This is a genomic window from Thalassoroseus pseudoceratinae (assembly GCF_011634775.1).
GTDB lineage: Bacteria > Planctomycetota > Planctomycetia > Planctomycetales > Planctomycetaceae > Thalassoroseus > Thalassoroseus pseudoceratinae.
This window is the reverse complement of record NZ_JAALXT010000006.1, coordinates 462,461-487,613: the sequence shown is the minus strand read 5'-3', so window position 1 is coordinate 487,613 and position 25,153 is coordinate 462,461. Positions and strand designations below refer to the sequence as shown.

Genomic DNA, 25,153 nt, shown 5'->3' with positions numbered 1-25,153 from the left:
TGAAAGCAATGATTTATGACGGATGAGATTCCAGGGCGTCGTTTTCGTCGGCTTTGGTTGGCATTGGTGTCGGTGGACTTGGCATCAAGAAATTCTCGATTTCACTAACGCTGAGGAACGTCAACAGCAGCAACCAATCTGCCGAGGGAAGATGATACAGAAAGACGCCAAACGCCAACGCACCGAGCAGGCCACTTTGCATCAGCGGCTTCCGATCGCGGGGGATCAGCGTATTGCGAATCAGCAAATACGCCAGTGGAATGAACGGCAGCAAGTGGAATGACTTCCCAACTAACGGCAACCGGAAATTGAAGTCGAAAAGTTCGTCCGGTTTCTTGAGGTTTTCAATCCACGTTTGTCCCCAAAACGGTGCTTTGGCATCGAAACCGGCGATCTGCGAAATCGCGGTGTGGAAGGAATAGAAGATCAGCCCGATCACCAAGAACGACACACATCCCGCAAGGGGATTGAATCCCACAGACCGCAACCGTTCTTGTTGCTCCTGTCGCATTCGTTGCGGGTCGCCGGCGTATTCAAGCCGAATCGCGTCCAACTCGGGCTTGAGTTGTTTGATCAGCAAGCTGTTGCGACGTTGGGAAATCGTCATCGGTAACAGAAACAATCGAACGATAAGCATACCGAGCACAACACTCATGCCGTAATCGTTGACGTACGATTCAAGCCATTCGATCAACTGTTGGGCTGGTTCGCCAATCGAGAACGCGAAGACGGTCGGTGGGTAACTCAGCATGAGCAGCATCAATTCGAGGACAGAACTTCGGCGAGGTAATCAGCGACACCTTGAATGTCGGCTTCGGTGACCACGTCGATATTGCTTTGCCAACGCGGGATGCCTCGTCGATCGAAGACCGTCATGCCTCGGGTCAGTTCGCCGTTCGTTTCCACATCGACGGCCATCGGTTCTCGCTCGAACAAGCGTGGACGTGCCAACGACGCCAAAGCTACCAACTCTGTCAACGCCACACCTTCGATCCCCAAATGCTGATGGTGAGCGCGAAAAGCGAACGGCAACAGACGGTCCAGCAGGCTGACGACTTCTTCCTTGGCCTTAGATTTGATGCGGTCGAATTGATCGAGAGTGAGCAGAAACTTTCGGCTGACGTCCAAAGGAACCAGCGTTTTTGACGCGGGGGAGGTCAGCACTTGTCGAGCGGCTTCGGGATCGGCGAAAACGTTGAATTCGGCAGCCGCGGTGACATCGCCACCCGTCGCGACCGTACCACCTGCGAACACGATTCCATGAATCAAATCGAGGAACCCCGGAAACCGTTCGTTGGCCAATTCCAAGTTCGTCAACGGACCCAGACACAACAGCGAAACTTCATTCGGTTCCGACCGGACAATGTCGATCATGAGTTTGGCCGACTCATGACGATGGTGCAGGTCGGCCATGCGAAATTCCCAGTCACCCATGCCGGATGGCCCGTGCAACTGCGTCATCGAGACATCGGCCGGACCGACATCAATCTGGCTGACCGCCGCCTGACCGTCCGAGAAACCGAAACGCGGCCACTTGAGTGGATCGAGATGTTCCACCACCGCTTGCACGTTCCGAAACGCCGATGGACCACTCACGCACCCTGCGGTGGCCGTCACACCAAGCACATCAAGTTGTGGATCCAGTAACGCCACCGCCAACGCCACGGCATCGCCGATTCCTGAATCGGTGTCGATAATTACCTTCTGGCCCACGACCGACCTCCATTGTGCTCGGTGAAAACTCCAAGCCCGCATTGTAGCGCAGCGACGGCTGAACAGTCAAATCGTTGGATTCAGTCGCGTCTTGAGTTTGCGAAGGCGGTGAAGACGTTCATGCCAGAATCACAACCAACAAAAAAAGCCCTAACCTCTGGTGAGGCAGGGCTTTTCGAAGTGGACAGGGGGGGAATCGAACCCCCGACACCAGGATTTTCAATCCTGTGCTCTACCAACTGAGCTACCTGTCCGACGTCACTTCAACTAGGGCGGGAACTCAACGCTCACGCCGCTGGTCTCTCAGAAACGTATTATTCCGGCGAGGATAGCAATCATTCCCAGAAAATCCAAGCCTCCTCGGTGATGGAATTGAAGAAATCACGACTTCGTCGGTCTCGAAGCAAGTTCACGCCTGTCTTTCCTGCGAATCCGGCATCAGACGTTCCCGGAGTGTGATCTTATGAGCAGTTCTGGCGGCACGCTACGGCGTATTCGGTTTGACGGTGATAGCGTTCTCATCGATGCCGACCACGACGAGCCCGTTGTCGAGGGTGTCTCCCACTTGCACCATTCGGTTATTGACCAATGCCATCATCCCATTCTGACCGGAAACAACCGCCGTCACACGGAGCGTCTGTAATGTGGTTGCGGATGGCGTCACGGGGGCGGATTCGTCTTCGTCGGGTTCCGTTGTCGAGTCGGGTTCGACGGGCGGCGGTTTCGGAATATGGAACGGATTGTGGGCGAGCATGTCATCGAGACAGCAACTCGGCCATGGCGGGAGCACGGTGAGTGCTTGCTTCGAATTACTGGACGGTTTGTCCTGTTTCGAGGCTTGTGAATTCGACTTCCGTGGTGCAAGGCTTTGCTGTTCGTTGAACCCTTCGTCTTCGAATACGACCGAAAAAAGAACGAACCCCAGCACAGGAATGAGGAGCAACTTAATCGTTTGTGAGGAACGTAGATTCATGGCACTGATCAGACATGGCCGTTGGAACGGTTGTGGCGTTACAGGTAGAAGATCGAAATCTCAAGCTCCATACTCAGCCGCGACGTATCGTCTGGCGATTGCGACTGGCGAATGACGAGCCGAGTCACGTCGGTGAGTCGTGGAAGGTCGTTCAAACCGAGCAAAAACCGACACAACGCCGGATAGGTCGCTTGGGCGGAACAGCGGACGGAAATTTCGGAGTGTGGATCGTGTGAGATCGACCGTTGCGGTTCAAACTGCAACAACTGCACACCCGAGTGATTGGCAAGGTCTGAAAGTTGGGCGAGAAATTCCGACTCACTCGGCCGATCGGGAACCATCCGCGTCAGTTGTTGAAGCTGCCGACGTTGAGCTTCCATCTGACTCGTCATTTCGCGGAAGTCGGAATGAATCTTGTCGGTCTGAGCCAAGATGGCTCGATGGGTGTCGATCTCCATTGCGAGGTCCGAACGTGCATCCGCCAACGGGCTGAGAACCGTCCACACCGTCGCGACGACAATTCCAAGAACCAAGCCACCACCGATCCAATCGACGGGAAGAATCCATCGGTTGGCCGAGTTCGCTGGCGAAAACGATTTCATCAGGGAATCAGTAGACACAGGCCACCTCGAACTGACGTTCCGACGCAATGGTCAGGCTTGGCAAAGTCGACCGCAACTGCACGGATCGGAACACTTTGGCTTGTCGTAACGCATCAATGAACTTGGTCACAGCGACCTCATTCTCCGCCGTTCCAAGAATGATCAATTGGTGATCGTAGACCGTCGGCTTCTTGGATTTGGATTTGGCTTTGCCTTTCGTTTGACGTTTCTTCGGTGGCTCCACGGGCGCCCGTTCCTTCCGAGTCAGACGCAACTCGTGCACATGGAGTGTGCCATCGAGCGATCGGCTCCCGGCACTCACGACGGACACCAAAGTCGAAGGCGGTCGATTATGTTCCAACGTATGCACAAGACTGTTCTTCTGAGCGACCTCCCGCGATGCCGCTCGCATTTTGCTCGTCTGCGATTTTTGCTTGTAGATCGGTGCGGTTTTGTGCCGCAACTGTTTGGTGGTGTTCCGAAGATCGTCGAGTGTCCGATAGCCGGTGTAGATACACAGCCCCGCAAACAAGACAGACACGATAACGGCAATCGGCCAAAACCGGCGGTGAGCACGGTCCCGCATTTGGGCCTGGAATGTGGGCGACAACAAATCGATATAGTTCATGAGCGAGCCCTCCGCGTTCTCGTCTGATCCGAAAGCGAGAGCATGGCCATCGCGGCGGCAGGTCCGAAAATGGCTTCTTCCGGAACGGAGTCCGTAGCGGACGGTTCCAGTGACCAACACCGGACCGGCCGACCGACCAGGGGCTCCAGTTTCTTCCGCAGTCCCGGCCAAGTGGCTCCCGCTCCAAACAACCAAACTTCCTCAGGACGATTCGACCTGGGGTTGCGATCGAGATAGGCCAACGTCCGCGTCAATTCCTGCCCAAGATGGTTCAGGTAAGCATCCGTGACCGAGTGCAACAGTTGACGCCAGGAATCGGATGCTGCTGCAGTGACTTCGGGCAAGTTCGGCAACAACAATCGGCATTCCTCGATTGGAAGATTCAAACGGTCCGCCAACCGCCTGAGCAGTTCCGTCGTCGAGCAGTCGCGGAGTGGGCGAATCATTCGTGGTCGGCCATTGTAGATCGACACGAACGTGCTGACCGAGGTTCCCAGATCAATCGCGGCGACCGATCGCGACCCCGCCGCCCAATTCGCCGCCCGTGCCAACGCAAAGGGTAAACCGTCCAAAACGCGGCATCGCAAACCGACCGCAAGCATATCCTCTGCGATCTCGACGGACTCAGCTTCCGACATACTCAACGCCGAAACGGCGACGGTTTGACCATCCCCATTCACCGGCGACTCCGCTCCCATCGACCAGCAATCAGCGACGAAATTCCGACGTCCACTGTCCTCGAGTTCCGCTCGCGTCATCATTCGCAACTCGGCTGATGATCCCGGTGGAAGCTCGAACGTATCAAGTTGCGTTCTCGAAAAAGAAACGACCGCAAAGGCATCTTTCTGCTGGCACAAATGACGACGTGAAAATACAGACGCAAGTTCATCTGCAAGACGCGACGTACCATTGTTGTCCCGCGGAATCGCAAGCCGAACATGATACCGAAGTTGTCCGTCTTGCAGTTTGAGTTGCACGGCTTTGATTGCGCTCGTGCCGACATCGACCCCCCAAGCCGACAGACTCCTGCGTTGCCGGGGAAGCCATCGCGAGAACAATCGAGACCCGAGACCTAAACTCATATTCGGATTCCAATCGTTCTTAATGGGACATCGTGGAGACATCGAGCAAGGGCAGCATCACAGCGAGCACCACACCCGCGACGACCACACCCATGATCACAATAACAATCGGTTCCATAAGTTTGACGAGTTGCCGAACATGCCGTTCGCCTTCATCTTCATAGAACTGACCAACCGTTTGCAGTACGTCTCCAAGCCGACCGGATCGCTCAGCGGTTTCAACCATTTGGGCTGCGCCGGTGGGAACGAAGTTCGATGCCGTCAACGCCTTGCCGACACCGCGACCGTTGGTGACATCATCGATGAGGCGATCGAACAGATCATGGTAAAGGGTGTTCTTCGTGGACTTTCGGCAGAGCTGTAACCCGTCAAGAAGTGGGACGCCCGTCTGAAGCATTGCACCCAACAACTGATACGCTCGCCCAATTTGCAAAGCTTGTGACGCTTTCGCTAGCACAGGCGCCGTCAACGCAATTCGGTCGAACCGGCGTCGAAACCGGTCGTTGCGAATGTTAGAGAACACGAAGCCGCCAATCACTACTAGACCGATTCCGATAACAAGCATATGTGCTTGAATCCAAGTCGCAGAGTCGAGCAGGATTTGCGTGAGCGGTGGGGCAGGTTGGCCGAGATCTTCAAAGACTTGTGAGAACTGTGGTAACACGAGCAGTACCAGTGCTAGCACCACACCTGTTGCCACAAGTGCTAGCATCAGAGGATAGGCTAGGATTGATTTCAGAGTTCCATTGAGTCGAATCTCGTTCCGCAATGACTCCGTAATTCGTTTGAGTACTTCGGTCAACGTGCCTGACGCCTCACCCGCTGCCACACCCGCAACGATTGGTCCGCCAATGGCATCGGAGTGACACGCGAGGGCTACCGAGAAACTGACACCTGCAGACACCTGATCGAACACTTCGCAGAGAATCGTTTTGAGTTGCGAGTGACGACACTGCTCGGACACATTCTGCAACGCCTCCGCTAGGTCCACGCCCGACTGCAACATGATCGCAAGTTGCGAAGTTGTCATCATCAAGTCAGTCCGTGGGATCGCACGGCTTCTCGTCGGTAATGAGAACGATGACGACCGGCTGAGTGCCCCTGGTTTTTGTGCTCGTATTTCGAGCGGAAACAAGCCCTCGCCACGCAAGAGTTGTCGCGCATCGGCCAACGAGGCGGCTTCTATCATGCCGTCCATCGAGGCACCGTTTCTCTGCTTAGCAAGGTATTGAAATTGCATCAATTCGCATCAATCAAACAAAGTCACCGAGGCCACTTCTTCCAAACTCGTTAACCCTTCCTCCGCAAGACGCAAACCCTCTTGCAACAACGTCGATCCATTCTGGCGAGCGTGACATGCTCGGATTTTTTCAAGATCGGTCGTGTCGGTGATTAGTCGTCTCATTTCCGGATCGCAGCTAAGAATTTCGTAGATCCCTTGGCGACCACGAAAGCCCGAATCATGACACTCGCGACAACCGCTGCCTCGCACAAACTGACGACGCGAGTCACCAAGATAGTGCAGCATTTCTAAGTACTCGGCAGTCGGAAAGTAATGCGATTGGCAACTCGAACACACGGTTCGAAGCAATCGCTGAGCCACCACGCCGACTAAGGCCGCCGCAATCTTATAGGAGGCGACACCCATGTCTAACAGTCGAGTGACGGCAGAAGCACTATCGTTCGTGTGTAATGTGCTTAAGACGAGGTGTCCCGTCAAAGCCGCTTGGATTGCAATCTCAGCGGTCTCGCCATCGCGGATTTCCCCAATCATAATTACATCGGGGTCCTGTCGAAGGATGGATCGCAACGCACCGGCAAATCGCATATTTTGCGAGCTGCCAACTTGAACTTGATTGATGAGTTCCAGTTGATATTCCACCGGGTCTTCAACAGTGACAATATTTCGTTGGACTGATTTGATCAGTTCAAGCGCGGAATAGAGGGTCGTGGTTTTTCCACTGCCTGTCGGACCAGTAACTAAAATGAGTCCATACGGTTTGGCTAGCATACGTTTGAGGACATGCAGTTGATCGTTCGGCAAACCGAGTCGGTTCATGTCAAAGGTGACATTGCGACGGTCTAACACTCGAAGAACCACTTTTTCGCCAAGCACCGTTGGCAACGTCGAGACACGAAGGTCGATCTCACGCCCTTCAACCATCGCATGCACTCGACCATCCTGAGGGATACGATGCTCGGCAATATCTAGTTTTGCCATCACTTTCACACGCGAAACAAGCGCCGGGTGAAAGTCTTTCCGCGGCCGCAAAACCTCACGGAGTTGTCCATCAACCCGAAAACGAACGGACGTATGCTGATGGCCAGGCTCGATATGAATATCACTCGCACCTTGTCTCGCCGCATGTACGACGATGTAGTTGACTAGGCTGACGACCGGGCTGCCTTCGGCCATTTGTGTGACGTCTTGCAGATCGAGTTTAATCGTCTGGGTTTCGACTTCGACGGCATCTCGATCAATGTCGGCGGTGACGGCATCAACCGCAAAATCCTCCTCATAACATCGCTTAAGGGTCTGTTCGACTGCCGACTGCATCGCGAGAACCGGGTGAACTCGCAAGCCGGTCAATCGCTCAATTTCATCAATCCGATTGAGATCCTGTGGTTCACTCATCGCGACGGTGATCGTGTCGCGAACTTTCAGCAGGACGACCGCTTGCAACCGCTCAGCCACACGACGCGGTAGCAGTTTGACAACGTGCGGATCAATCAACCCATCACGCAGTCGCACCGACTCAAATCCAAGTTGCTGCGCGAGAAACGGAAGTACCTCTTCCTCTTCGACTAAACCCATTTCGGTCAACATCTCACCGAGACGAGCTCGCTTCGCAGGCTGTTCGGTGAGCGCGGAACGCAGGTTTTCCGCACTAATTAAGCCGGCTTCGACGAGACGTTCCCCAAGCAAAGGGAATCCTTGATCGTTCGCTGTTGATTGTGTTTCGTCGAGCGTTTCTGATGCGGCGATCATACTGTGAAACTCCCCGCCGCTGTGACCGGATCACTATAGACTTCGAAACGCTTGTCAACTTCAGTGATTCGTAGAATGTCCTGACAAAGCGCATTCGGGCGTGCCAGTCGAAGCGACCCGCCACGATTCTCGCAAGTCTCGAGTGTATCGAGCATCAACTCAAGACCGGAACTATCGACGAGCAGGATCTCATTCATATCAAACACGATTCGTGGAATACCGAGACTAACACCTCGCTCAAATGTTCGAGATGCAGCGTCGACAGATTCGAGATTCAATGGCCCCTTCCCAGAGACAATTGAAGTCGCTCCCTGTTGTTGATGGTTCCACATGATGGATGTTTCCTCATCGGCGATTAGAGAGGCAGGTGAATGGTGAATCTCGATCCCTTATCGAGTTCACTAGACGCGGCAATCTGTCCACCATGCTTACGAATGACTTCAAACGTGAACGCAAGTCCTAGTCCGGAACCCGAAACAGAACGCACCCGTTGATCGTCACTTCGATAGAACTTCTCAAAGACTCGAGGCAACTCCTCGGCTGAGATGCCATAGCCACTGTCTTCCACTTCGAACATCAACAGATCGGAATCGAACTCCACCTTGAACTGCACACGCCCACCATCCGGCGTATACTTGGCTGCATTACCAAGCAAGTTCACGAGGGAACCTGTAATCTTGTCTTTATCGAGTTTCGCCTTGGGGTATTTGGCGGGCAGGATTGTTTCGAACTGGATGTTCTTATGCTGCAGTTCCGGTCGAACATGCTCAATGACTTCGCTGACGAGTCGCTCGAGGTCGACATCACTGACAGTGACTTGCAATGCTCCAGCTTCAAGTTGACTCAAGTCAAGTAGTTCATCGACAAATCGCGCAAGTCGGGTCGCCTCAGCATTGATGTGATTGCAAAAACGCTTCTGCTCCTCGATATCAATATCGTCTTCAAAAGCGAGCGTCTCCGCCAGAGCGCGAATGTTAGTTAGAGGTGTTCGCAATTCATGAGTCGCGGTCAATACAAATTGGTTTCTCGCTTCTTCGGCGAGCTTCTGTGGTGTCAGGTCGCGGAAACACCAGATCGTCTGCTCTCCAGAGCGATCAAGTTGACTTCGACTAACTCGCAGAACGCCATCCGTCAGATTCTTGCCAGCATGCAATTCGAAGGCAATCCGACGGGCTGAGCTTTCGAGATGGTCATGCAAATGAGGGTTGTCTGCTCCGAAGTTCTGGACGAGAACTTCACTAACTCGTTTTCCAGTCGCTTCATCACTACTTAGCTTGAGGATCGCGAGACCTGCGGGATTGATCTGCTGGATCGACGATGTGCGATCCGCAATCGCGATGCCATCTGGCAGTGCATTCAATACACGCTCAGAGTTTTGGCCGCCGGATTCCGACGTTTGCGACAGTCGGTGAACCAGTCGATCAATAGATGCAATTTGGCTCAAGCGTTGACTAATGCGGTTCCAACCGTCGGCGGCCTCACCGCCAATCGGAAGTTGTCGGATCGTTGTTTGATGATGATCGACCTGACGAGAGACTGTGACTAGTTCCTGTTCGATTTCCGTCGCGAAGGCAACAGTGCGACGCAGAAGAAAACCACCTGCCAGTAGTACAATGATCGGCAGAACGGTGGTTAATGCGACGAATTCCGTAAACTGCCCGCGGTATGCGAGGTGCAAGGCGAAGACGAGCAGGCAGAGAATACCAGCGAGTCCAATGAGTAAGTACTCGCTGATCAGGCGGCGAACAAGAGTCGGGAAGGCGGGCTTTCCTTGCATGGGATGAACTCAAGTGCTAACAGGCATGAGCAGATAGCAATCTTGATCCTGAAATTAGTAGTGTCCAAGTGCGTCAAGAATGATCTCGTTGCGACGCGACTCAGTCATCGAGTCGGTTTCGCGGCGACGGCATCGGTCCCTGCGTAAAGAACCTCATCGATCCATCGCAAGACCTGTCGTGGACTGAACGGTTTGAAGATGACTCGCGACACTTTCAAAGTTTCTTCGATATATTGCCGATCAATCTCCATTCCTTTGGCGGAACAAAGAAAAATGGGCAACGGCTCTTGAGTGGATTCGGATTCTCGAATTCTTTGAATGAGGTCGAGCCCATTGATGCGAGGCATTTGATGGTCTGTCATCAAAACCTTCGGCCGGACTTCTTGAAGCCGTTCCCACGCGAGTTGACCGTCAGAACATACTTCGAAGGTGAGACCTCGCCGACGAAGATTGAATCCAAGTATGTCTGCGGTAACGCGGTCATCTTCCGCAACAAGCACTTGCAATTCACTCACGTCGTGACTCCCTGAACTCAAATGTACTGACGGCCAAAACAAACTGACGAGAATGACGCAGCCTAGAGATTGTCGAAGCTGGCAGTGTTAATGATGATTTCGCCGGTGGACTTGTCATACTTCCAGTCACCAGCACCCCCAGCACTGAGCGGGGTGCCATCAGAGACGATCGTCACAGAGGCATCGCCAGCAGCACCCGTGATGTGATTCTTAGGGAATGGTCCGCGGAGGAAGGGCTCAAGGTCGCTGAGGAACGTGGCTTCTTCGCCATCTTGACCAGGGTAGGTTCCTGTGGCTCCGAGGTGCATGTCGATTGCATCACGGATCACGCCCAGCGATTGGCTCGTACTGCTAATGCGAGCGTCTTTAGCGGTATCGAACATCTTAGGGGCTGCCACTGCGGCCACAATTCCCATCACAAGAACGACAACGACGAGTTCAACTAAGGTAAAACCTCGCTTCTGCTTCGTGACGTTTTCGCGAGTGTAAGTCATCGGTGGTGTCTCCACGGTAGTCGGTCATAAAGTGTAAATATATGACCCAAGCACGTGTCTTGAGCCAATTAGCAAACTCTCAGTTGTGATAGCATAGGTTACATTTTTAACTCTGTTGAAAAAATGCGACAAATAGTTCTATCGTGGACTATGATTGTGTCGCCTTGTCTAGGTCTTGCAACGGGTCGTAATTTAATGTGTTGCATGCGGTACAAGTGGTAGCAGTCGGTTAATCCGTAAACGTGGAAGACTGTCATGGATTTCTCAGAAAACAGCTCTGCCGTTGGAGAAAATAGTCAATTTGTAGCCAATCGTCTGTCGGGGGTGTTTCCAATGGATTCCTACGCATCGCCGCAGTTGCTACAGCAAGAGATCCGGACGGGATCGAATCACGACACTGGGCCTGACGCACGTGAGATGGAGCTAATGCTCAGCGCGCTGATTGGAAAATCAGCGGGACGTGTGTCTTCGGCATCGATATCGACGACCCAATTACTGCAAAATCTTCATATGGTCGCGAAGATTGCAACCGATCAGAAAGCGGAGATTGATAGTCACGACACTCGCGTTGAAGAGTACATGCACCGAGTGAACTCCAGCTATGAAGAAGTGACGTTCGTTCGTTGGCTTGTGAGTCAGATTCAATTCCGGGGCTTGCAGGATGATGATGAGACATTAGCCGCTCAGATCTGGCCGGAACTGAAGTCAATTCTCGGGGCTGAAGGCGTTTACTACATTAAATGTCACCAGACTGTTCAGCAGACGCCTTCTGAGCTGTGTGTTCCGAGAATCGCACTCGCTGAAGGTCCGCTCCGGCTGGCTAACGAATTGCTTGCGGACCCGACGTCTGCCGAGAAACTGTTGGTCTGGGAATATCCGCAAGTTCACAATAGTGATCAGCGTCCTCATGGTGACGGTGAGTCGGCTGAGGTTTGGTCTTACATCATTGTGCCGGTCGTCAACGAGGCGATTCAACTCGGTTGGATTCTCGCAGTCAATAAAACCGTAGATTCATACTTTGAACGCTCAGCGCACGTGGATGAGTTCCAGCCGTCGGAAGTGGAGTTTGGGACATACGAAGCAACCTTTATGGAGGCCGTTGCCACATTATTAGTCACGCATGCACATAACTATTCGCTCTTCCGTGCTCAAGAGAAACTACTGCTCAACACGATTCGTACGCTCGTCAATGCTGTCGATGCACGCGATCCATACACGCGTGGGCACAGCGAGCGAGTTGCACTCACGAGCCGACGTCTCGCGGAGCAATTAGGGCTTTCGACCAAGGAGTGCGAGGAGATCTATGTGGCTGGTTTGCTGCATGACATCGGGAAGATCGGCGTTCCCGATCGGGTGCTTAGTAAGCCTGGGCACTTGACGGACGAGGAGTTCGAGTTGATCAAGCAGCATCCGACTATCGGTTGTCAGATTCTGCGTGGCCTTGGTGAATTCGCTTATGTGCTGCCGGGAGTTAGATATCACCATGAAGCGTGGGACGGGAGCGGGTATCCGGATGGTCTGGCAGGGGACGCCATTCCCTTCATTGCTAGGATTATTGCAGTCGCGGATTCCTACGACGCGATGACTAGTAATCGTCCCTATCGAAATGGCATGCCGATTGAGAAGGCCGAGAGAATTCTTCGCGAGAATGTAGGAGTGCAGTGGGATGAGAAGGTCGTGGAAGCCTATTTCCAAATCCGAGAGGACATCCACGCCATCGTTGACAGCAGCACTTCTGAATAAGAAGTCGCGGGACCTCGACCATCAGACCTGGGTTGTCTTTTGGAATAACGCGACTTTTCCCCACTGGAGCCCACGGCGAGCGGGTATCACGCTACTTGACGTTGTTGTGACAATGCTGATTATTGGTGTTCTGTCAGTCGCGGCGGTTCCTCAGTACACAGGTATGATGCATCGGTACCGGATCGATGCCGCCGCGAAGCGTTTGAAGACCGATCTCAAGACTGTTCAGACAGATGCAGTCACAAGCAGTCAGACGCGAAGCATCGTATTTGAGCCTGCCGAAGTCTCCTATGATATCGCTGAAAGTGGGCAACTCAGGCAGGAGCGGCGAGTTGACCTGTCGGCGCCGCCATTTCATCTGACACGGATGGAAGTCTTCTCGAATGATCCCGATCTCGAGGGCGAGTTGAACGAAGTCGAGTTTAGTGCGTATGGGTACGCAGACCATAAGTTTTCGATTCGACTGGAGTTGGGGCGGGAGTCGCGACTAGTGACGGTTGAGTCGCGGGGGACGGAAGCGAATATCATTAGTGTGTCGGAGTAGCTCATGCAGTCGGTCCCAAAAGAGTTTAGTGCACGACGCGATTGGCCGACCGGGTTCACGTTGCTAGAGCTGATTGTCAGTATGCTAGCATCCACGGCTTTAGTCGCTGGCCTTTCATCAACACTCTTTGTGGCAACTCAGATTGTCGATCCGCCAAAAAGTCCGAACGCGGCAACAGCCAATGCGTTTATGGATCTGGAACGGATACTTCAAGATCTTCGGTATGCCATCCGAGTGCACGAACTAAGTAGTCATCGTCTTGATGTTGAAGTTCCCGATCGAGATGGTGATGGATCCACTGAGCGTGTTCGATTGGTGTGGTCTGGGGGTTCAGGAGATCCGGTGACGTGGGAATGGAACGATGAACCCGCCATACCAATTGTGCAAGACGTTCACAACTGGGGCGTGACGAGGAGAATGCTAGAGACTGGCGAGATTGTCTTGCTAGAGATGGATCTTCAAGTCGGGTCGGCTTCGTACGGGCGAGTTCAGTCGCAGATTGATCTTCCAAATCGCCCCGAGATGGTTGCAAACTAGCCAGGTTTTTTGTGATGACTATAGGGCGGTTGTGATGTCGAAACGGAACGGGTTGAGTTTGGTGGAGGTCTTGATATCGACATTGCTCGTTGGTGTCTTGCTCGTGTCCGCATTGAAAGCCGTAGGTGCGGTATTGCGACACCGTGATAGTCTGACAGACCGCTCACGGGCCCTAATGTTAGCAAATGGCCTCCTGAGTGAGATTCTTGAAAAAGGATATGCGGATCCAACGGACGCCGATGGTTTTGGATGCGAGACAGACGAAGATGCGAGTGATCGCCAGACGTTTGATGATGTCGATGACTATGCGAATTGGTTGAGATTGCCACCAGAAAATCGCTTGGGAGTGGCTGTGGCGAATTCGGAAGCGTTTCAGCGGTCCGCAACGGTTTTTTATGTCGATCCGAGTGACATTTCGGAGCAGGTTGAGACGGATCTCGGGATCAAGCGGATTCGGGTGGCTGTTGAGGTGAATGGTGTGGAGTTGGCAGTTGTCGAAGCACTCCGGACTCAAGCTCACGATGAAATGCAGCAACAATGATGCGTGCTAGTATTCAAAGTGATCAGAGAAAGTCGTTGAGATCGTTCGGCCTAATGAGTCGTAGAGTCGGGGGTGCGCTCTTTGCACTCGTTGTTTCAGTGAGCTTTCTCGTATCGGTGCTTGGCATGACTGGCATTGTGCTCACGCGAGTTGAGCGTCAAAACACACGTCGTCAGCACGATATGATCCATGCGAAACGGTATGCGCACACGGCGATTGAGTTAGGGCTTGATCGGATCCTTCAGAATCCGAATTGGCGAACACAGTATCCGAATGGTGTTTGGGAGACGATGTCGTTCGCGGAGTCTGGTGAGATTGTGATTGAAGGTATTGATCCTGCCGATGATAGGCTCGATGACAATTCGACTGAGTCTATAAAAATGACAGGCACGGGTGTGGTTGGGATGGCGCGTCAGAAAGAGTCCGTCATTCTTGACTATAAGGATGTCCCATTGGACTGTTTAGAAACCGCCGTTGCCGTTCGAGGAGACATCACAACTAGTTATGCGACTGTTCAGGCAGATGCAGTCATCACGTCGAATGACGATATCTATGCCTGGGGAAGCGAAGTCTATGCAGACGTTGAAGCTGCGGATCGGATCGATGGTTCAACCTACCATGGGCAACAGAGTCCGTCACATACGTCGCGGGAGCTTCCAAGTCGGCTGTCGGTGTTAACGAGCTATCGGCAAGAGGGAACTTGGATTCCCATCGGTTTGTTTCCCTACCGGAACGGTGCCTTTCGAATTGAAGATCGAAGTTTTGATCCAACGACGAACCCCGTTAGTCTCTTTGGGAACGCCAAGGGAATCTATGCGGTCTATTGCTATGGCTATAGTGTTGTTGTCGAAGATAGTCACTTTGTCGGAACTTTAGTCCTCGATAACGCCGGTAGTTCGACACGAGTCACAGGGAACTGCACATTCGAACCTGCGGAGACGGGTTATCCCTCGTTGTTGGTGGACGGGGATCTGACGATCGATCTCAATGCTGATGGAGCCTTGAGTGGGATTGTCTATGCGACTGATGATGTGTTCGTGGATCGACTGCCAATTCTGAATGGTACGCTCGTCGTGGCCGACCGTTTGGAAATCGACGGTCCGATGAATGTTGTTCATAACCTCGACGCAGTTCGACTTCCACCGCCAGGTTTTCGGGCGGCTCAAGGGATGATGAAAATTCGCCCGGGGAGTTGGCGGCGAGAAGTCGATTGAACTTCACCGGGTCAGGAATCGACCCGGTTTGGATTCGGACTCATACTTGTTTTGGCTTGGTGTTGCTCTGTTATGGTTTGTCGTTGGTTGCGGACACCCAGGCGAGTGGGAATCTTGTGATTTGGGTGAGTGCCAATCCGTTGTTCTGGGTGCGGTCGCCGGCACAGTGCGACAACACGACGTGGTCATCAACGAAATCCATGGCAATGTAGCAGTACCAGCCGTTGGGGTTATCTTCGAGAACCTTGGTATGCTGCCAAGTTTGCCCGTGATCCGATGAAATCGCGACCGACAACGGTGTCCGTTTGCCCCGCAATTTGGCTGGGATATTTTGGTGATCGTTCCAAACGAGTAGCAATTTATCGGATGACGGAATGCGTTCGATGGTGGCCGGTGAAACGGGCGACAACATGTTGGACGGCTTCAGCTGCGACCAAGTTGTTCCGTCGTCTTTCGAGTAGGAAACGTATTGGCTTCCCGCATTCGTGCGACACCACAGCATGATGCGTCCGTCGGCGAGTTCGACCACTCCGGGTTCTTGAGTGACGACAGCTTTGCCACCAATTGGTTCCGCCACGGGGACCATGGGGCTGCGTTTCCAGGTTTTACCGATGTCGTCGGAGGTGTAACACACCATGTCCGCGCCGCCTCGCCAGCGTTCCCAACCGGGGGCATAATGTTGAGCCAACGGCACGATCAATCGTCCGCTCTTTGTTTGAATCACCCGGTCGTTATTCAGCACGTAGTAACCGACTTCGTCTTCGGGAACGATCTCAATGGGTTCGCTCCACGACTTGGCTTCGTCTTCGCTGATTCGCAAGACCGGTTCGCAGTCCTGCGTGGAATTCTTGCGGAGATAGAACAACGCGATGCGTTCGTCGGCTAGTCGCAGCAGCGAGACCGACATCACGTTCATTCCGGCTTCATTGTCGACAACGAGTTCGTCGTCTTCCGTCCAAGTTACGCCGCCATCACTGGAGTACCGACCCGCCAAATGGGCTTTCGCGTGATCACCGGCACCGTCTGTGAAGTGCGTATACACCAACAGAAGACGACCGTCTTTCAGCTCGATCATGTCGCCTTCGCTGTTGCGAGGGTTATTCTTCGTTGGTGGCAACAGCACGTTTCGCTGAACCGGGTCAGCCGCTGCTGAGTCTCCATAAAAGGAGACTAACGCGATTCCGAAAACTAGACAGACGCGAACAAGGGAAAATGGCATGGCATCCTCGTCGATTTTGGGGAGACGCTTTTCGGGTCACCCAGGATGCCATAAACCATCGTTGATTGGAAGCATGGAGATGGAAACAAGTTTGGCCGTTCGTTTACCGAATTTCCACGCCTTTGTCACCGGCTTGAACTTCGCCGATTCGCCACGCAAGTGTGTCTTGTCCGTTCAGCTTGGCGAGAATATCGTCGGCGGATTTTCCGGAGACGAGCAGCACAAAACCGACGCCACGGTTGAACACGCGGTCCATTTCATCGGGTTCGACGTGGCCCAGCGAGACGAGCCAATCGTCGACATCGGTTGGAGTCCATGCGGAACGATTCAGCGTCACGCGGGTGTTTTCCGGCAGAATGCGTTCGATGTTCTCTGCCAAACCACCCCCAGTGATGTGTGCCATTCCGTGAACGTCTTCGCGGTGACTTTCGAGAACCGACCGTACCGTGGGAACGTAGATTGTCGTCGGTCGCAACAACGCCTCGCCGACGGTGCAACCGAGAGCGTCGATCTGATCAGACGGTTTCAAACCGGCACGCTCGAAGACAACTTTTCGCAGCAAGCTGTAGCCATTCGAGTGAAAACCGCTCGCTGCCAGGCCAATCGCGACGTCACCAGGCTGAATTGCCGATCCATCGACCAAGTGTGATCGCTCCGCCACACCGACCGCGAATCCGGCCATGTCGAAATCGCCGGTGCCGTAGACGTCCGGCATGATTGCCGTTTCGCCGCCGAGCAGTGCCATCCCGCCTTGGGTGCAACCTTCGCTCACGCCTTCGACGAGATCAGCGATCAGGTTTGGATCGTCTTTTCCCAGGGCGATGTAATCGAGAAAGAACAAGGGTTCCGCCCCGAGACACAAGCAATCGTTGACGCACATCGCGACCAAGTCGATGCCGACGGTTTTGAACTGACCGGCGGCGATGGCGACTTTCAACTTCGTGCCCACCCCGTCTGTGCCGGAGACAAGTACGGGGTCTTCGTACTTGCGGCCGTCGCCTTGCAAGCGGAACAGTCCCGCGAATCCGCCGGTTAGGTCCATCACACGCGGCGTTTTCGTGCGGGCCATCAAACCTGGCAATCGTTGCATCGCTTGTTCGTACAAGTCGAGATCGACGCCGGAATCTTTGTAACTAATTGGGGACATGGTTCAGTCGGATGATGAGAGTTTTCGGTCAACGTGTTCCGCAATCGCGATGTTCGCTTGAATGTGGTCAAGATTCAAGCTGCCGACCACCACACTACTGACGGATTGATCGGAAAACAGAAACTCCAACGCTTCGCTTGCGGAAAGATGACCGGCGGCCAATCCCTTCTTGATCACCACGCCGATTCCCGCATTCGCCGCCCGATGCAGCACTTCCTCGTGCGAACGGTCTTCGAGATGGTATTCAACCATCAGCACATCGGCCCAATCCAGTGCCGCTGCCGCACCCGCGGGAGTTTTGCCGGACAGGCCAATCGCCCGAATCTTCCCGGATTGCTTCAAATCTTGCAGGGTGGGGACGGCATCGGTGTTTTGGAGGATGTCCAAATCCTTGCCGTTGGAATGAATGAACACTGCGTCGAGGCGATCGGTTTGGAGTCGTTGCAAACTCCGTTCGACACTGCTGCGAACGCTATCTGCGGTGAACGAATATGTGCTCACGCCGTTCTCGAAGGTCTCGCCGATCTTCGACGACAACGTGAACTCCTCACGCCGATTCGCCAGATGTCGTCCGATTCGTTCTTCGCTCAGCCCGTAGGCCGGTGCGGTGTCGATGTAGGTGATGCCGGCATCGAGCACCGAATTCAAAATCCGACTGGCGGATGATTCATCGGGCAAATCGTAGCCGCTGGGGTATTTGATGTTCTGATTTCGACCAATCTTGAACGCACCGAATCCGATCGGTGAAACGTTCAAACCGGTGCGTCCCAAGGCCCGGGATTGCATCAATCAATCTCCCCACCCTTGACCGTGTTCTCACGATCGTCATAGTTCAGAAAAGATATCACCAATGTGTGCCACGGCTCTGTGAGCCGTGTTTTCCACACCCAGGTGACTCGTTATCGCTCTTTTTAATCCAACGACATAAGGAATCCACTGTGAACTTCGGCGAAAAATTCGATCAGGGGTTAAGTTACTCCGCGTTTCTCGAACAGTACGGCAACGCCAACGATCAAACGCGTTGGCAGGCCGTTCATGAGGAGGTTAGTCTAACCGCCGCCCAAAAGGAATTGCTCGCGGGGTTTGTGCGGGAGATGAAAGTGCTGGTGCTCGCCGGTGCGTGGTGCGGCGATTGCGTGAATCAATGTCCGATTTTCGATCACTTCGCTAACGCGACGGACAAAATTCAATTGCGATTTTACGATCGCGATGCCAACCCCGATCTGGCGGAAATTCTGCAAACCTGCGGAGCCGCCCGCGTGCCCAGCGTGTTGTTCCTGAGCGAAGACAACTTCATCTGCGGCCGCTACGGTGATCGCACACTGGCCAAGTATCGCAAGATGGCCTCCGAACTCTCCGGCGCCGCCTGCTCCACGGGCATCGTAAGCCAAGGCGATGAGCTACTGAAAACCGTCACCCAAGAGTGGCTCGACGAATTCGAACGCATCCAACACATGCTCAGAACCTCCGGCCGCCTCCGCGAAAAGCACGGCGATTGAAATTTGAGATTCCCCAGGGTGTATGATAGTGAAGGACGCTGAGTCGTCACCTGGTCTCTTACGATCTTGAATCAGGTGAAAGCCTACTGAAATCAATCTCAGTAGGCTTTCAATATAGACTAGGTTTCTTTCTGTTGCGAAAGATTGCCACTAGTACTGGAAGTTAAAGAAACTGCCTAGCAAGCAGCGAGTTGTTTTCTTCTTTGGCGAAGTACAATCAAACCCAGCCCACCAAGTCCGACGCTAAACAGCACCATGGTGCCTGGCTCTGGGACAGCCGAAGTGCTCGTTGTGACATTGTCGATGTAGAATCCACCGCCTGCTGTATCAGGAGCCGCCGTTCCACTAATGCGGAAAATCAGTGATTGTGTTGGAACTCCTAGAGGATGACTAGCAAATTGCCATGGAACATTGCGGTAGTATTCTTCCCAGCTGGTACTCGTGTGCACGAGCGCTCCGTTCAAGAAATAATTGATCACGTCGTTTTTAGGTCCATCGTTGAACAAGATTTCCATACCAAACGTATGGAACACATCTCGGCTTAAGAAACCGCTACCTGGAACAATGTTGCTACCACTAGCAAAGCTGCCATCCAAATTGACATCATAAGTGATGAGTCGCAGGCCATCCATTGAATCTTCGATATCGATGAAGCCTTGACGGCCACCGGTTCCATTGTCACCACTGACAGTCACACTTAGACCTGGCTGGAACATTGACGAGGTCGACCGAAAATCAAACTCGGCGAAGAATCGGTTATTGTTAGCCCCGGTGCTGCTTTCTCCAGCAAAATCGTCTGGATTCGAATTCACAGGATCTGAGGTGGTATCCGTTGGCACTCCACCCGGACGCGGTGAGAAAGGCTGATCGCCAAGCGAGTCTTGGGTCACCGCATTGGAAACACGCCAAACGGTATTCCCACCAATGTCGATGACTTCTTCATCGAGATTCGTAATGTCAACACTCCATCCGCCTTGACCATCAACACTGACTCCTGTGGCGAATCCCTCGAAATCGGTAAATGTCATTCCGGCTGTGGCGATGTCTAGTCCGCCTGCAAGAATGACACCTGCAAGAAATAACCGCACCAAATGCTCACTTTCTACGCACAGTAAACTAATCTATACCTAGCGGTACTAGGGAAACACACGAGCACATTCGCGGACTTACACTAGCTGTCACCCCAGACAGAATGCAAACCCATTCGTTATGATTTATCGAATTTTCACAATATGAAGGCAATCGTGATGAGTCGCTATGTAAACGTAATCTATCTGTGCACATGAGTGTTCTATACGCATCTTGTGCGGTGGCCCTTAACGCTCGGAACCGAGGCGTGATTCCGGTATCGGCTGGGAGATGACTTGGCATGGGGCACGAATCCTGTGCAGGAAAATGCTAGGACTTTTCCTAGTCCCAGCAGAGGCTAATTTTGTGTCCTTAAAACATGCGGTCGAAGAACATTGTGAGGTCTGTTTCTTGCAGGTACTCGAACCATAGGTAGATGAGAAGCATCCATGGGGCTCCGAATGCTGGAACCATTGGCCATTGCCATGGTTTCTTGGTGTACCAAACATACGCGATAGACGTAATCAACCCGAGTCCGCATGGAATTGCTAGTAGAAGACCTAGAACAACTAGCACGTCGAAGATGGAAACAATTTGACTAGCAATCATAAGAGTCGGAATCGACGTTGGCATGAGATGACCCTCCATCATGATGGCAGGTGGACGTGAAGACTTGTTCGGTTTCGCGTTTGGGCGAGGGAATTTTATCACACGTTCGATGGGCAAATAAAAAATCGGACTTGGCACAGTGTTCCTGTTTCGCCGGTTCGGAGAACTTGATTCGGTGCAAAATGGTCTTCCGGGTGGTGTTCGTCTATGATGCGGGTTGACTTCGACGCATTTTGATACGGGAACATCTATGGAGACGGCGGCACGGGAACGGATTCGGGCGGCTTACGATCCGGAGTTGTTTGCCACGCTCGGTGGGCGGATGGTCGAGCGGTTGACCGCTCATTTGCGGGCCATCCAATCCGGTGAGACGGCGGTGCTGAATTGGAACACGCCGACGGAAAACATCGACGTTGCCAATTCGCTGCTGAACTCAGGGGACGGGACCAGAAACACGTCGCTGGAATCGTTCACGGCAGCGGTGCAGACGATTTTGGATCGCGGGCAGAACTTGCATCATCCGCGGTATGTTGGGCATCAGGTTCCGGCGTCGGTGCCGATTGCGGGATTGTTCGATGCCGTCGGGGCAGTGACAAACCAAGTCATGGCCATCTACGAGATGGGGCCGTTCGCTTCGTCCGTCGAAGTTGCGATGGTCGAGCGATTGGGACAGGAAGTCGGTCTGACGCCCGGCGAGTTTACCGGGTTCGTCACGCATGGCGGATCGCTGGCGAATTTGACGAGTTTGCTGACGGCTCGAAATGTGGCGTTGCCGAACTCCTGGCAAACTGGCATTTCACAGGATTGTTCGCCGGTGCTGGTTTCCCATGCGGAAGCTCACTATTGCATTGCTCGATCCGCCGGGATTCTCGGATTGGGAACCGATCAAGTTCTCAAAGCCGCCTTGGACGATCGGCGTCGGATCGATCCGAACCAACTCGACGAGCAACTCACGAAGCTGAAACGAGAAAACCGTCCGGTGATTGCCGTTGCGGCGTGTGCGTGTGCGACGCCGATCGGTGCGTTTGATCCGCTCGAAGATATCGCGGATGTTTGTGAGAAACATGAGGTTTGGATGCACGTCGATGCGGCTCACGGTGGAGCGGCGGCGTTTAGTGAGAAGTATCGGCATCTTGTGCGGGGAATGGATCGAGCGGACAGTTTCATTTGGGACGCTCACAAGATGTTGTTCGTGCCGGCACTCTGCGCGTTCGTGATTTATCGCAATCGTGAGCATCGGTTCGCCGCCTTTCAGCAGAACGCACCGTATCTGTTCGATCCGACTCAGGGTGACATCGCCGAGTACGACAGCGGACTCAAAACCATCGAATGCACGAAACGTTCCGCGGCTCTCGGGTTGTGGGGATTGTGGAGCGTGTTTGGTCGTCAGTTGTTCGCCGATCTGGTGGATACCACGTTTGATCTTGGCAAGACATTCCACGAAATGCTCGTTGACGCTCCCGATTTCGAACCGCTGCATGAACCGGAATGCAACATCGTTGCCTTTCGACACGTTCCCGAGTCGCTACGGAATGCCCCGCCGGACGTGTTGGGAAGTTTCAATCTACGATTGCGACGAGACGTGATGGAGTCCGGCCGATTTTACCTCGTGCCGACCGCGTCCGATGGTGTGGGAGCACTCCGGGTGACGATTATCAATCCGCTGACGACCCGCGATCACCTGGCGGAACTGTTGGACACGCTGCGATCGCAAGGGCAACAGTTGCGTGAGTCGATGAATCCATAGACGTCACGAATTCACCTGCACACTTTGGCGGGTCTGGTGTATTATCCCCATAGATCCTTCCATGTCCCAGACCGTTTCTCCACTCAGCCAACGTGTCGCATGAAGCTCCGAAAATTGATTGATTGTCGTCCGGTCTCTCGGTTTGCTGCGCCGTGTTCGGCTCTCCGGACGTGGCCGAACGTGATCGCTGTTTGTGCCGTTGTCGCGTGTTGTTTTTCTTCGCATGCGGCCAACGCGGGAGAAGTCCGCCTCGCGAACGGCGTGATTTTGGAAGGTCGTTGGGCGTATTTACCGGGGCTGGGACGTGCGGATTTAATGCGGAAAAGCGCGTTTCGTCCGGTGGTGATGGTCGATGACAGCCTGCGAAGGTACCTGGTTCCGAAAGGGCAGGTTGAGAACATCGACGATGCCGCCGGTGTCACGATCAATCAAGAGCACTTCTCGCTTCCCCAACGGACAAAAACACGGGTGGCCAAATTTGGGCAGATTGGAAGTGTGCGGGTGCTTGATGATTTCGACGACTTCGGCCGTCGGACCGTTGAGGTCCAAACCGGTCGGGGGCCGATGAAAGTCGTGCAGGGCATCACCAAGATCACGCCAACGCATGTGGAAGTCAAAGCGTTAACCGAACTCAACTGGGAGCACGCAATCGCCACGACTTCTCTCAAAGAAGAGAAGCTCTCAGCGATGATCGAAAAGGTCATCGACGAGAACAAACCGACTGAAATGATGGCCGTTGCGATTTTCTACATGCAAGCGGGGATGTACCAGCGAGCGAACAAAATGCTTGACCGCATCATCGAGAAGTTCGCGGAAATGCGACCGACCGCCGAGGAAGTTCGCCGGGAACTCAACGATGTGCAAGCCGGGCAGTTGTTGGCTGAGTTGCGGATGCGTCGGCAAGCCGGTCAGAACGAACTCGCCAGTTATGTGTTGCGGCAATTTCCTACGGAGTTGGGGGCGTCGGTTCAGAAGGAGATTTCCGATCAACAAGAGAATCTCCGCCAGCAGTACGAGAACCTTGATTTCGTGCAATCTCGTTTGGCCACCTTGCAGCAGCAAGTTTCCCAAAGTGATCAGCAAGCCGAACTCGAAACGCTCCGCGCCACGTTGCGACGAGAGTTGGATCTGGAAGGGCTGGACCGTCTTCAACCATTTGTGAATCTGCAAGGCGATGTCACGCTTTCGCCGGAAGAAAAGTTGGCGTTGGCTTATTCCGGTTGGTTGCTCGGTGGGGCCGATGCAATGACCGACTTGCCACGCACATTGCGACTCTGGCAGGCACGGTACTTGGTGTTGGAAGCGCTCCGTACGTACGAAGTGAACACCGAAACCCGACTCATCGAGGAGTTGAACGACTTGGAAGGCGTGGGCATCGATGTGGTGATGAAGATGATTCCGCATCTACCGCCACTGTTGGACACCCCCAGCATCCGTCCGCTCGAACCGCATGTGATCGAGGCTCGCGAACTCGATCCCGATACTCCGGTGCGGTATCGGGTGTTGTTGCCGCACGAGTACAGCCCGAATCATTCCTATCCGGCGATTGTCGCGTTGCATCCGGAGGGACGCGGCGGCGATTGGTCCACGATGTGGTGGGGGGGCAATGCGGAAAAACCCGGGCAATCCGCTCGGCATGGATACATCGTCATCGCCCCCGAATATGTCGACGCCGATACAACCGCATATTCCGCGAATACGAAATCGCTCCGCCGCGTTTTGCGATCACTTCAGGATGCCAGCAAACGGTTTTCGATCGACTCCGACCGCGTGTTCCTCAGCGGTCACGGCATGGGGGCGGACGCCGCTTTTGACATCGGGCTCACGAGGCCCGACGTGTTCGCCGGAGTAATTCCGATTTCTGGTCGACTGCGGGAAAACTGCAAATGGAAATGGGAAAACGCCGAATTCACCTCTTGGTACATCATCTCTGGCGAACTCGCGGAAGCCTCGCTGCAAGACACGCATCATTCGCAAATTCTGATGAACATGATGAAACGCGGCACCCGGTACGATGTGATTGTCGCGGAGTATCTCGGGCGGGGCTACGAAACCTTCTATGAAGAGATTCACCAACTCTTCGATTGGATGGATCTGCAAACCCGTCAGCCACAACCGAAGGATCTTTCGACCGAACTCGTTCACACGAACCAAGCCCGCTACTACTGGTTAGCGGCCGAGGGGTTGCCGGTGAGCATCAACAAACGCCCGATCACCGTGGAAGCCGACATCCTCGATGGCAGTACCGACCACACCACCATCAATCTTTCGACCGCCGCCAAACTCTACACCGTTTGGCTCTCGACGGACCTCATCGCCTACGATCGCAAACTTCTCATCCGAATGGGCGGCCGCCGGAAATACAACGAGTTTCCCCACCCCACGTTCAAAGCCCTCTTCGAAGACTACCGCGAACGAGCCGACCATCGCCGACTGTATCACACCAAAATCGTGGTCGAATAAGGCATCATGGAATGAAATACGACTTCACGCGTTGCTCGTCTGCGTTTTT

The 25,153-nt window shown here is 53.7% G+C and carries 25 protein-coding genes and 1 tRNA gene; 8 read left to right on the top strand and 18 right to left on the bottom strand.

From position 1 onward, the window contains the following. Nucleotides 1–13: 13 nt before the first annotated feature. From G6R38_RS22490 to G6R38_RS22430, 13 genes are all read right to left on the bottom strand, one after another. Nucleotides 14–751: a YidC/Oxa1 family membrane protein insertase gene (locus G6R38_RS22490; RefSeq protein WP_166831009.1), complete on the bottom strand. Its 738-nt coding sequence runs from the start codon at nucleotides 749–751 to the stop codon at nucleotides 14–16. An 8-nt stretch (nucleotides 752–759) separates the two neighbouring features. Next, complete coding sequence (locus G6R38_RS22485; RefSeq protein WP_166831008.1) at nucleotides 760–1,713, bottom strand: nucleoside hydrolase; 954 nt, start codon at nucleotides 1,711–1,713, stop codon at nucleotides 760–762. 181 nt (nucleotides 1,714–1,894) lie between these two features. Beyond that, nucleotides 1,895–1,967 (bottom strand) — tRNA-Phe (locus G6R38_RS22480). Nucleotides 1,968–2,197: 230 nt separating this feature from the next. Further along, nucleotides 2,198–2,686 (bottom strand): hypothetical protein, encoded by a 489-nt coding sequence (locus G6R38_RS22475; protein ID WP_166831007.1) that lies wholly within the window; start codon nucleotides 2,684–2,686, stop codon nucleotides 2,198–2,200. Between the two features lie 38 nt (nucleotides 2,687–2,724). Beyond that, nucleotides 2,725–3,306, bottom strand: a complete 582-nt coding sequence (gene pilO, locus G6R38_RS22470) for a type IV pilus inner membrane component PilO (RefSeq protein WP_166831006.1) — start codon at nucleotides 3,304–3,306, stop codon at nucleotides 2,725–2,727. After that, a complete protein-coding gene (locus G6R38_RS22465; protein ID WP_166831005.1) occupies nucleotides 3,296–3,916 on the bottom strand; it encodes a hypothetical protein in 621 nt (206 codons plus the stop codon). The genes pilO and G6R38_RS22465 overlap by 11 nt, the downstream gene beginning before the upstream one ends. Continuing rightward, nucleotides 3,913–4,998 (bottom strand): type IV pilus biogenesis protein PilM, encoded by a 1,086-nt coding sequence (locus G6R38_RS22460; protein ID WP_166831004.1) that lies wholly within the window; start codon nucleotides 4,996–4,998, stop codon nucleotides 3,913–3,915. Before G6R38_RS22460 ends, G6R38_RS22465 begins: the two co-directional genes overlap by 4 nt. Before the next feature lie 19 nt (nucleotides 4,999–5,017). After that, complete coding sequence (locus G6R38_RS22455; RefSeq protein WP_166831003.1) at nucleotides 5,018–6,031, bottom strand: type II secretion system F family protein; 1,014 nt, start codon at nucleotides 6,029–6,031, stop codon at nucleotides 5,018–5,020. A gap of 216 nt (nucleotides 6,032–6,247) precedes the next feature. Further along, nucleotides 6,248–7,987, bottom strand: a complete 1,740-nt coding sequence (locus tag G6R38_RS22450) for a GspE/PulE family protein (RefSeq protein ID WP_166831002.1) — start codon at nucleotides 7,985–7,987, stop codon at nucleotides 6,248–6,250. Next, nucleotides 7,984–8,319, bottom strand: coding sequence for an STAS domain-containing protein (locus G6R38_RS22445; protein WP_166831001.1), 336 nt, complete (start codon nucleotides 8,317–8,319; stop codon nucleotides 7,984–7,986). Before G6R38_RS22445 ends, G6R38_RS22450 begins: the two co-directional genes overlap by 4 nt. 23 nt (nucleotides 8,320–8,342) lie before the next feature. Then, the gene (locus G6R38_RS22440; RefSeq protein WP_166831000.1) at nucleotides 8,343–9,764 is read right to left on the bottom strand and encodes a sensor histidine kinase; all 1,422 of its coding nucleotides are present in this window, start codon (nucleotides 9,762–9,764) and stop codon (nucleotides 8,343–8,345) included. Nucleotides 9,765–9,868: 104 nt separating this feature from the next. Continuing rightward, nucleotides 9,869–10,279: a response regulator gene (locus G6R38_RS22435; RefSeq protein WP_166830999.1), complete on the bottom strand. Its 411-nt coding sequence runs from the start codon at nucleotides 10,277–10,279 to the stop codon at nucleotides 9,869–9,871. Nucleotides 10,280–10,341: 62 nt separating this feature from the next. Continuing rightward, complete coding sequence (locus G6R38_RS22430) at nucleotides 10,342–10,773, bottom strand: type II secretion system protein (protein ID WP_166830998.1); 432 nt, start codon at nucleotides 10,771–10,773, stop codon at nucleotides 10,342–10,344. A gap of 510 nt (nucleotides 10,774–11,283) precedes the next feature. Between G6R38_RS22430 and G6R38_RS22425 the strand changes: the two genes are divergently transcribed. From G6R38_RS22425 to G6R38_RS22405, 5 genes are all read left to right on the top strand, one after another. Continuing rightward, nucleotides 11,284–12,516, top strand: coding sequence for an HD-GYP domain-containing protein (locus tag G6R38_RS22425; RefSeq protein WP_206028683.1), 1,233 nt, complete (start codon nucleotides 11,284–11,286; stop codon nucleotides 12,514–12,516). 112 nt (nucleotides 12,517–12,628) lie between these two features. Beyond that, on the top strand, nucleotides 12,629–13,060 hold the full coding sequence (locus G6R38_RS22420; RefSeq protein ID WP_166830996.1) for a pilus assembly FimT family protein: 432 nt from the start codon (nucleotides 12,629–12,631) through the stop codon (nucleotides 13,058–13,060). A 3-nt stretch (nucleotides 13,061–13,063) separates the two neighbouring features. Then, nucleotides 13,064–13,597 (top strand): hypothetical protein, encoded by a 534-nt coding sequence (locus G6R38_RS22415; protein WP_166830995.1) that lies wholly within the window; start codon nucleotides 13,064–13,066, stop codon nucleotides 13,595–13,597. A gap of 34 nt (nucleotides 13,598–13,631) precedes the next feature. Beyond that, nucleotides 13,632–14,138, top strand: coding sequence for a type IV pilus modification PilV family protein (locus G6R38_RS22410; protein WP_166830994.1), 507 nt, complete (start codon nucleotides 13,632–13,634; stop codon nucleotides 14,136–14,138). Nucleotides 14,139–14,263: 125 nt separating this feature from the next. Next, a complete protein-coding gene (locus G6R38_RS22405) occupies nucleotides 14,264–15,352 on the top strand; it encodes a hypothetical protein (RefSeq protein ID WP_166830993.1) in 1,089 nt (362 codons plus the stop codon). Between the two features lie 70 nt (nucleotides 15,353–15,422). On the opposite strand, the gene G6R38_RS22400 is transcribed toward G6R38_RS22405, so the two are convergent. From G6R38_RS22400 to G6R38_RS22390, 3 genes are all read right to left on the bottom strand, one after another. Further along, nucleotides 15,423–16,571: a sialidase family protein gene (locus tag G6R38_RS22400; RefSeq protein WP_166830992.1), complete on the bottom strand. Its 1,149-nt coding sequence runs from the start codon at nucleotides 16,569–16,571 to the stop codon at nucleotides 15,423–15,425. 103 nt (nucleotides 16,572–16,674) lie between these two features. Further along, nucleotides 16,675–17,718 carry a phosphoribosylformylglycinamidine cyclo-ligase gene (gene purM, locus G6R38_RS22395; RefSeq protein ID WP_166830991.1) on the bottom strand — a complete coding sequence of 348 codons (1,044 nt, stop codon included), beginning with the start codon at nucleotides 17,716–17,718 and terminating at the stop codon, nucleotides 16,675–16,677. A 3-nt stretch (nucleotides 17,719–17,721) separates the two neighbouring features. Then, complete coding sequence (locus G6R38_RS22390; protein ID WP_166830990.1) at nucleotides 17,722–18,504, bottom strand: aldo/keto reductase; 783 nt, start codon at nucleotides 18,502–18,504, stop codon at nucleotides 17,722–17,724. Nucleotides 18,505–18,656: 152 nt separating this feature from the next. Here G6R38_RS22390 and G6R38_RS22385 point away from each other — a divergent pair, with 152 nt between their 5' ends. Further along, nucleotides 18,657–19,217 carry a thioredoxin family protein gene (locus G6R38_RS22385; protein WP_166830989.1) on the top strand — a complete coding sequence of 187 codons (561 nt, stop codon included), beginning with the start codon at nucleotides 18,657–18,659 and terminating at the stop codon, nucleotides 19,215–19,217. 176 nt (nucleotides 19,218–19,393) lie between these two features. On the opposite strand, the gene G6R38_RS22380 is transcribed toward G6R38_RS22385, so the two are convergent. Beyond that, nucleotides 19,394–20,305, bottom strand: coding sequence for a PEP-CTERM sorting domain-containing protein (locus tag G6R38_RS22380; RefSeq protein ID WP_166830988.1), 912 nt, complete (start codon nucleotides 20,303–20,305; stop codon nucleotides 19,394–19,396). Nucleotides 20,306–20,657: 352 nt separating this feature from the next. Further along, nucleotides 20,658–20,918, bottom strand: coding sequence for a hypothetical protein (locus tag G6R38_RS22375; RefSeq protein WP_166830987.1), 261 nt, complete (start codon nucleotides 20,916–20,918; stop codon nucleotides 20,658–20,660). Between the two features lie 226 nt (nucleotides 20,919–21,144). Between G6R38_RS22375 and G6R38_RS22370 the strand changes: the two genes are divergently transcribed. Together G6R38_RS22370 and G6R38_RS22365 are read left to right on the top strand one after the other, a co-directional pair. Next, nucleotides 21,145–22,641 carry a pyridoxal phosphate-dependent decarboxylase family protein gene (locus G6R38_RS22370; protein ID WP_166830986.1) on the top strand — a complete coding sequence of 499 codons (1,497 nt, stop codon included), beginning with the start codon at nucleotides 21,145–21,147 and terminating at the stop codon, nucleotides 22,639–22,641. Nucleotides 22,642–22,821: 180 nt separating this feature from the next. Further along, on the top strand, nucleotides 22,822–25,104 hold the full coding sequence (locus G6R38_RS22365; protein ID WP_166830985.1) for a carboxylesterase family protein: 2,283 nt from the start codon (nucleotides 22,822–22,824) through the stop codon (nucleotides 25,102–25,104). Nucleotides 25,105–25,153: the final 49 nt, after the last annotated feature.

Coding starts and splice junctions, on each gene's coding strand:
- G6R38_RS22490 (WP_166831009.1), bottom strand. CDS start 751: ATGCTGAGTTACCCACCGACCGTCTTCGCGTTCTCGATTGGCGAACCA.
- G6R38_RS22475 (WP_166831007.1), bottom strand. CDS start 2,686: ATGAATCTACGTTCCTCACAAACGATTAAGTTGCTCCTCATTCCTGTG.
- G6R38_RS22465 (WP_166831005.1), bottom strand. CDS start 3,916: ATGAACTATATCGATTTGTTGTCGCCCACATTCCAGGCCCAAATGCGG.
- G6R38_RS22460 (WP_166831004.1), bottom strand. CDS start 4,998: ATGAGTTTAGGTCTCGGGTCTCGATTGTTCTCGCGATGGCTTCCCCGG.
- G6R38_RS22455 (WP_166831003.1), bottom strand. CDS start 6,031: ATGATGACAACTTCGCAACTTGCGATCATGTTGCAGTCGGGCGTGGAC.
- G6R38_RS22450 (WP_166831002.1), bottom strand. CDS start 7,987: ATGATCGCCGCATCAGAAACGCTCGACGAAACACAATCAACAGCGAAC.
- G6R38_RS22445 (WP_166831001.1), bottom strand. CDS start 8,319: ATGTGGAACCATCAACAACAGGGAGCGACTTCAATTGTCTCTGGGAAG.
- G6R38_RS22440 (WP_166831000.1), bottom strand. CDS start 9,764: ATGCAAGGAAAGCCCGCCTTCCCGACTCTTGTTCGCCGCCTGATCAGC.
- G6R38_RS22430 (WP_166830998.1), bottom strand. CDS start 10,773: ATGACTTACACTCGCGAAAACGTCACGAAGCAGAAGCGAGGTTTTACC.
- G6R38_RS22425 (WP_206028683.1), top strand. CDS start 11,284: ATGGTCGCGAAGATTGCAACCGATCAGAAAGCGGAGATTGATAGTCAC.
- G6R38_RS22420 (WP_166830996.1), top strand. CDS start 12,629: ATGCTGATTATTGGTGTTCTGTCAGTCGCGGCGGTTCCTCAGTACACA.
- G6R38_RS22415 (WP_166830995.1), top strand. CDS start 13,064: ATGCAGTCGGTCCCAAAAGAGTTTAGTGCACGACGCGATTGGCCGACC.
- G6R38_RS22410 (WP_166830994.1), top strand. CDS start 13,632: ATGTCGAAACGGAACGGGTTGAGTTTGGTGGAGGTCTTGATATCGACA.
- G6R38_RS22405 (WP_166830993.1), top strand. CDS start 14,264: ATGACTGGCATTGTGCTCACGCGAGTTGAGCGTCAAAACACACGTCGT.
- G6R38_RS22400 (WP_166830992.1), bottom strand. CDS start 16,571: ATGCCATTTTCCCTTGTTCGCGTCTGTCTAGTTTTCGGAATCGCGTTA.
- purM (WP_166830991.1), bottom strand. CDS start 17,718: ATGTCCCCAATTAGTTACAAAGATTCCGGCGTCGATCTCGACTTGTAC.
- G6R38_RS22390 (WP_166830990.1), bottom strand. CDS start 18,504: ATGCAATCCCGGGCCTTGGGACGCACCGGTTTGAACGTTTCACCGATC.
- G6R38_RS22375 (WP_166830987.1), bottom strand. CDS start 20,918: ATGCCAACGTCGATTCCGACTCTTATGATTGCTAGTCAAATTGTTTCC.
- G6R38_RS22370 (WP_166830986.1), top strand. CDS start 21,145: ATGGAGACGGCGGCACGGGAACGGATTCGGGCGGCTTACGATCCGGAG.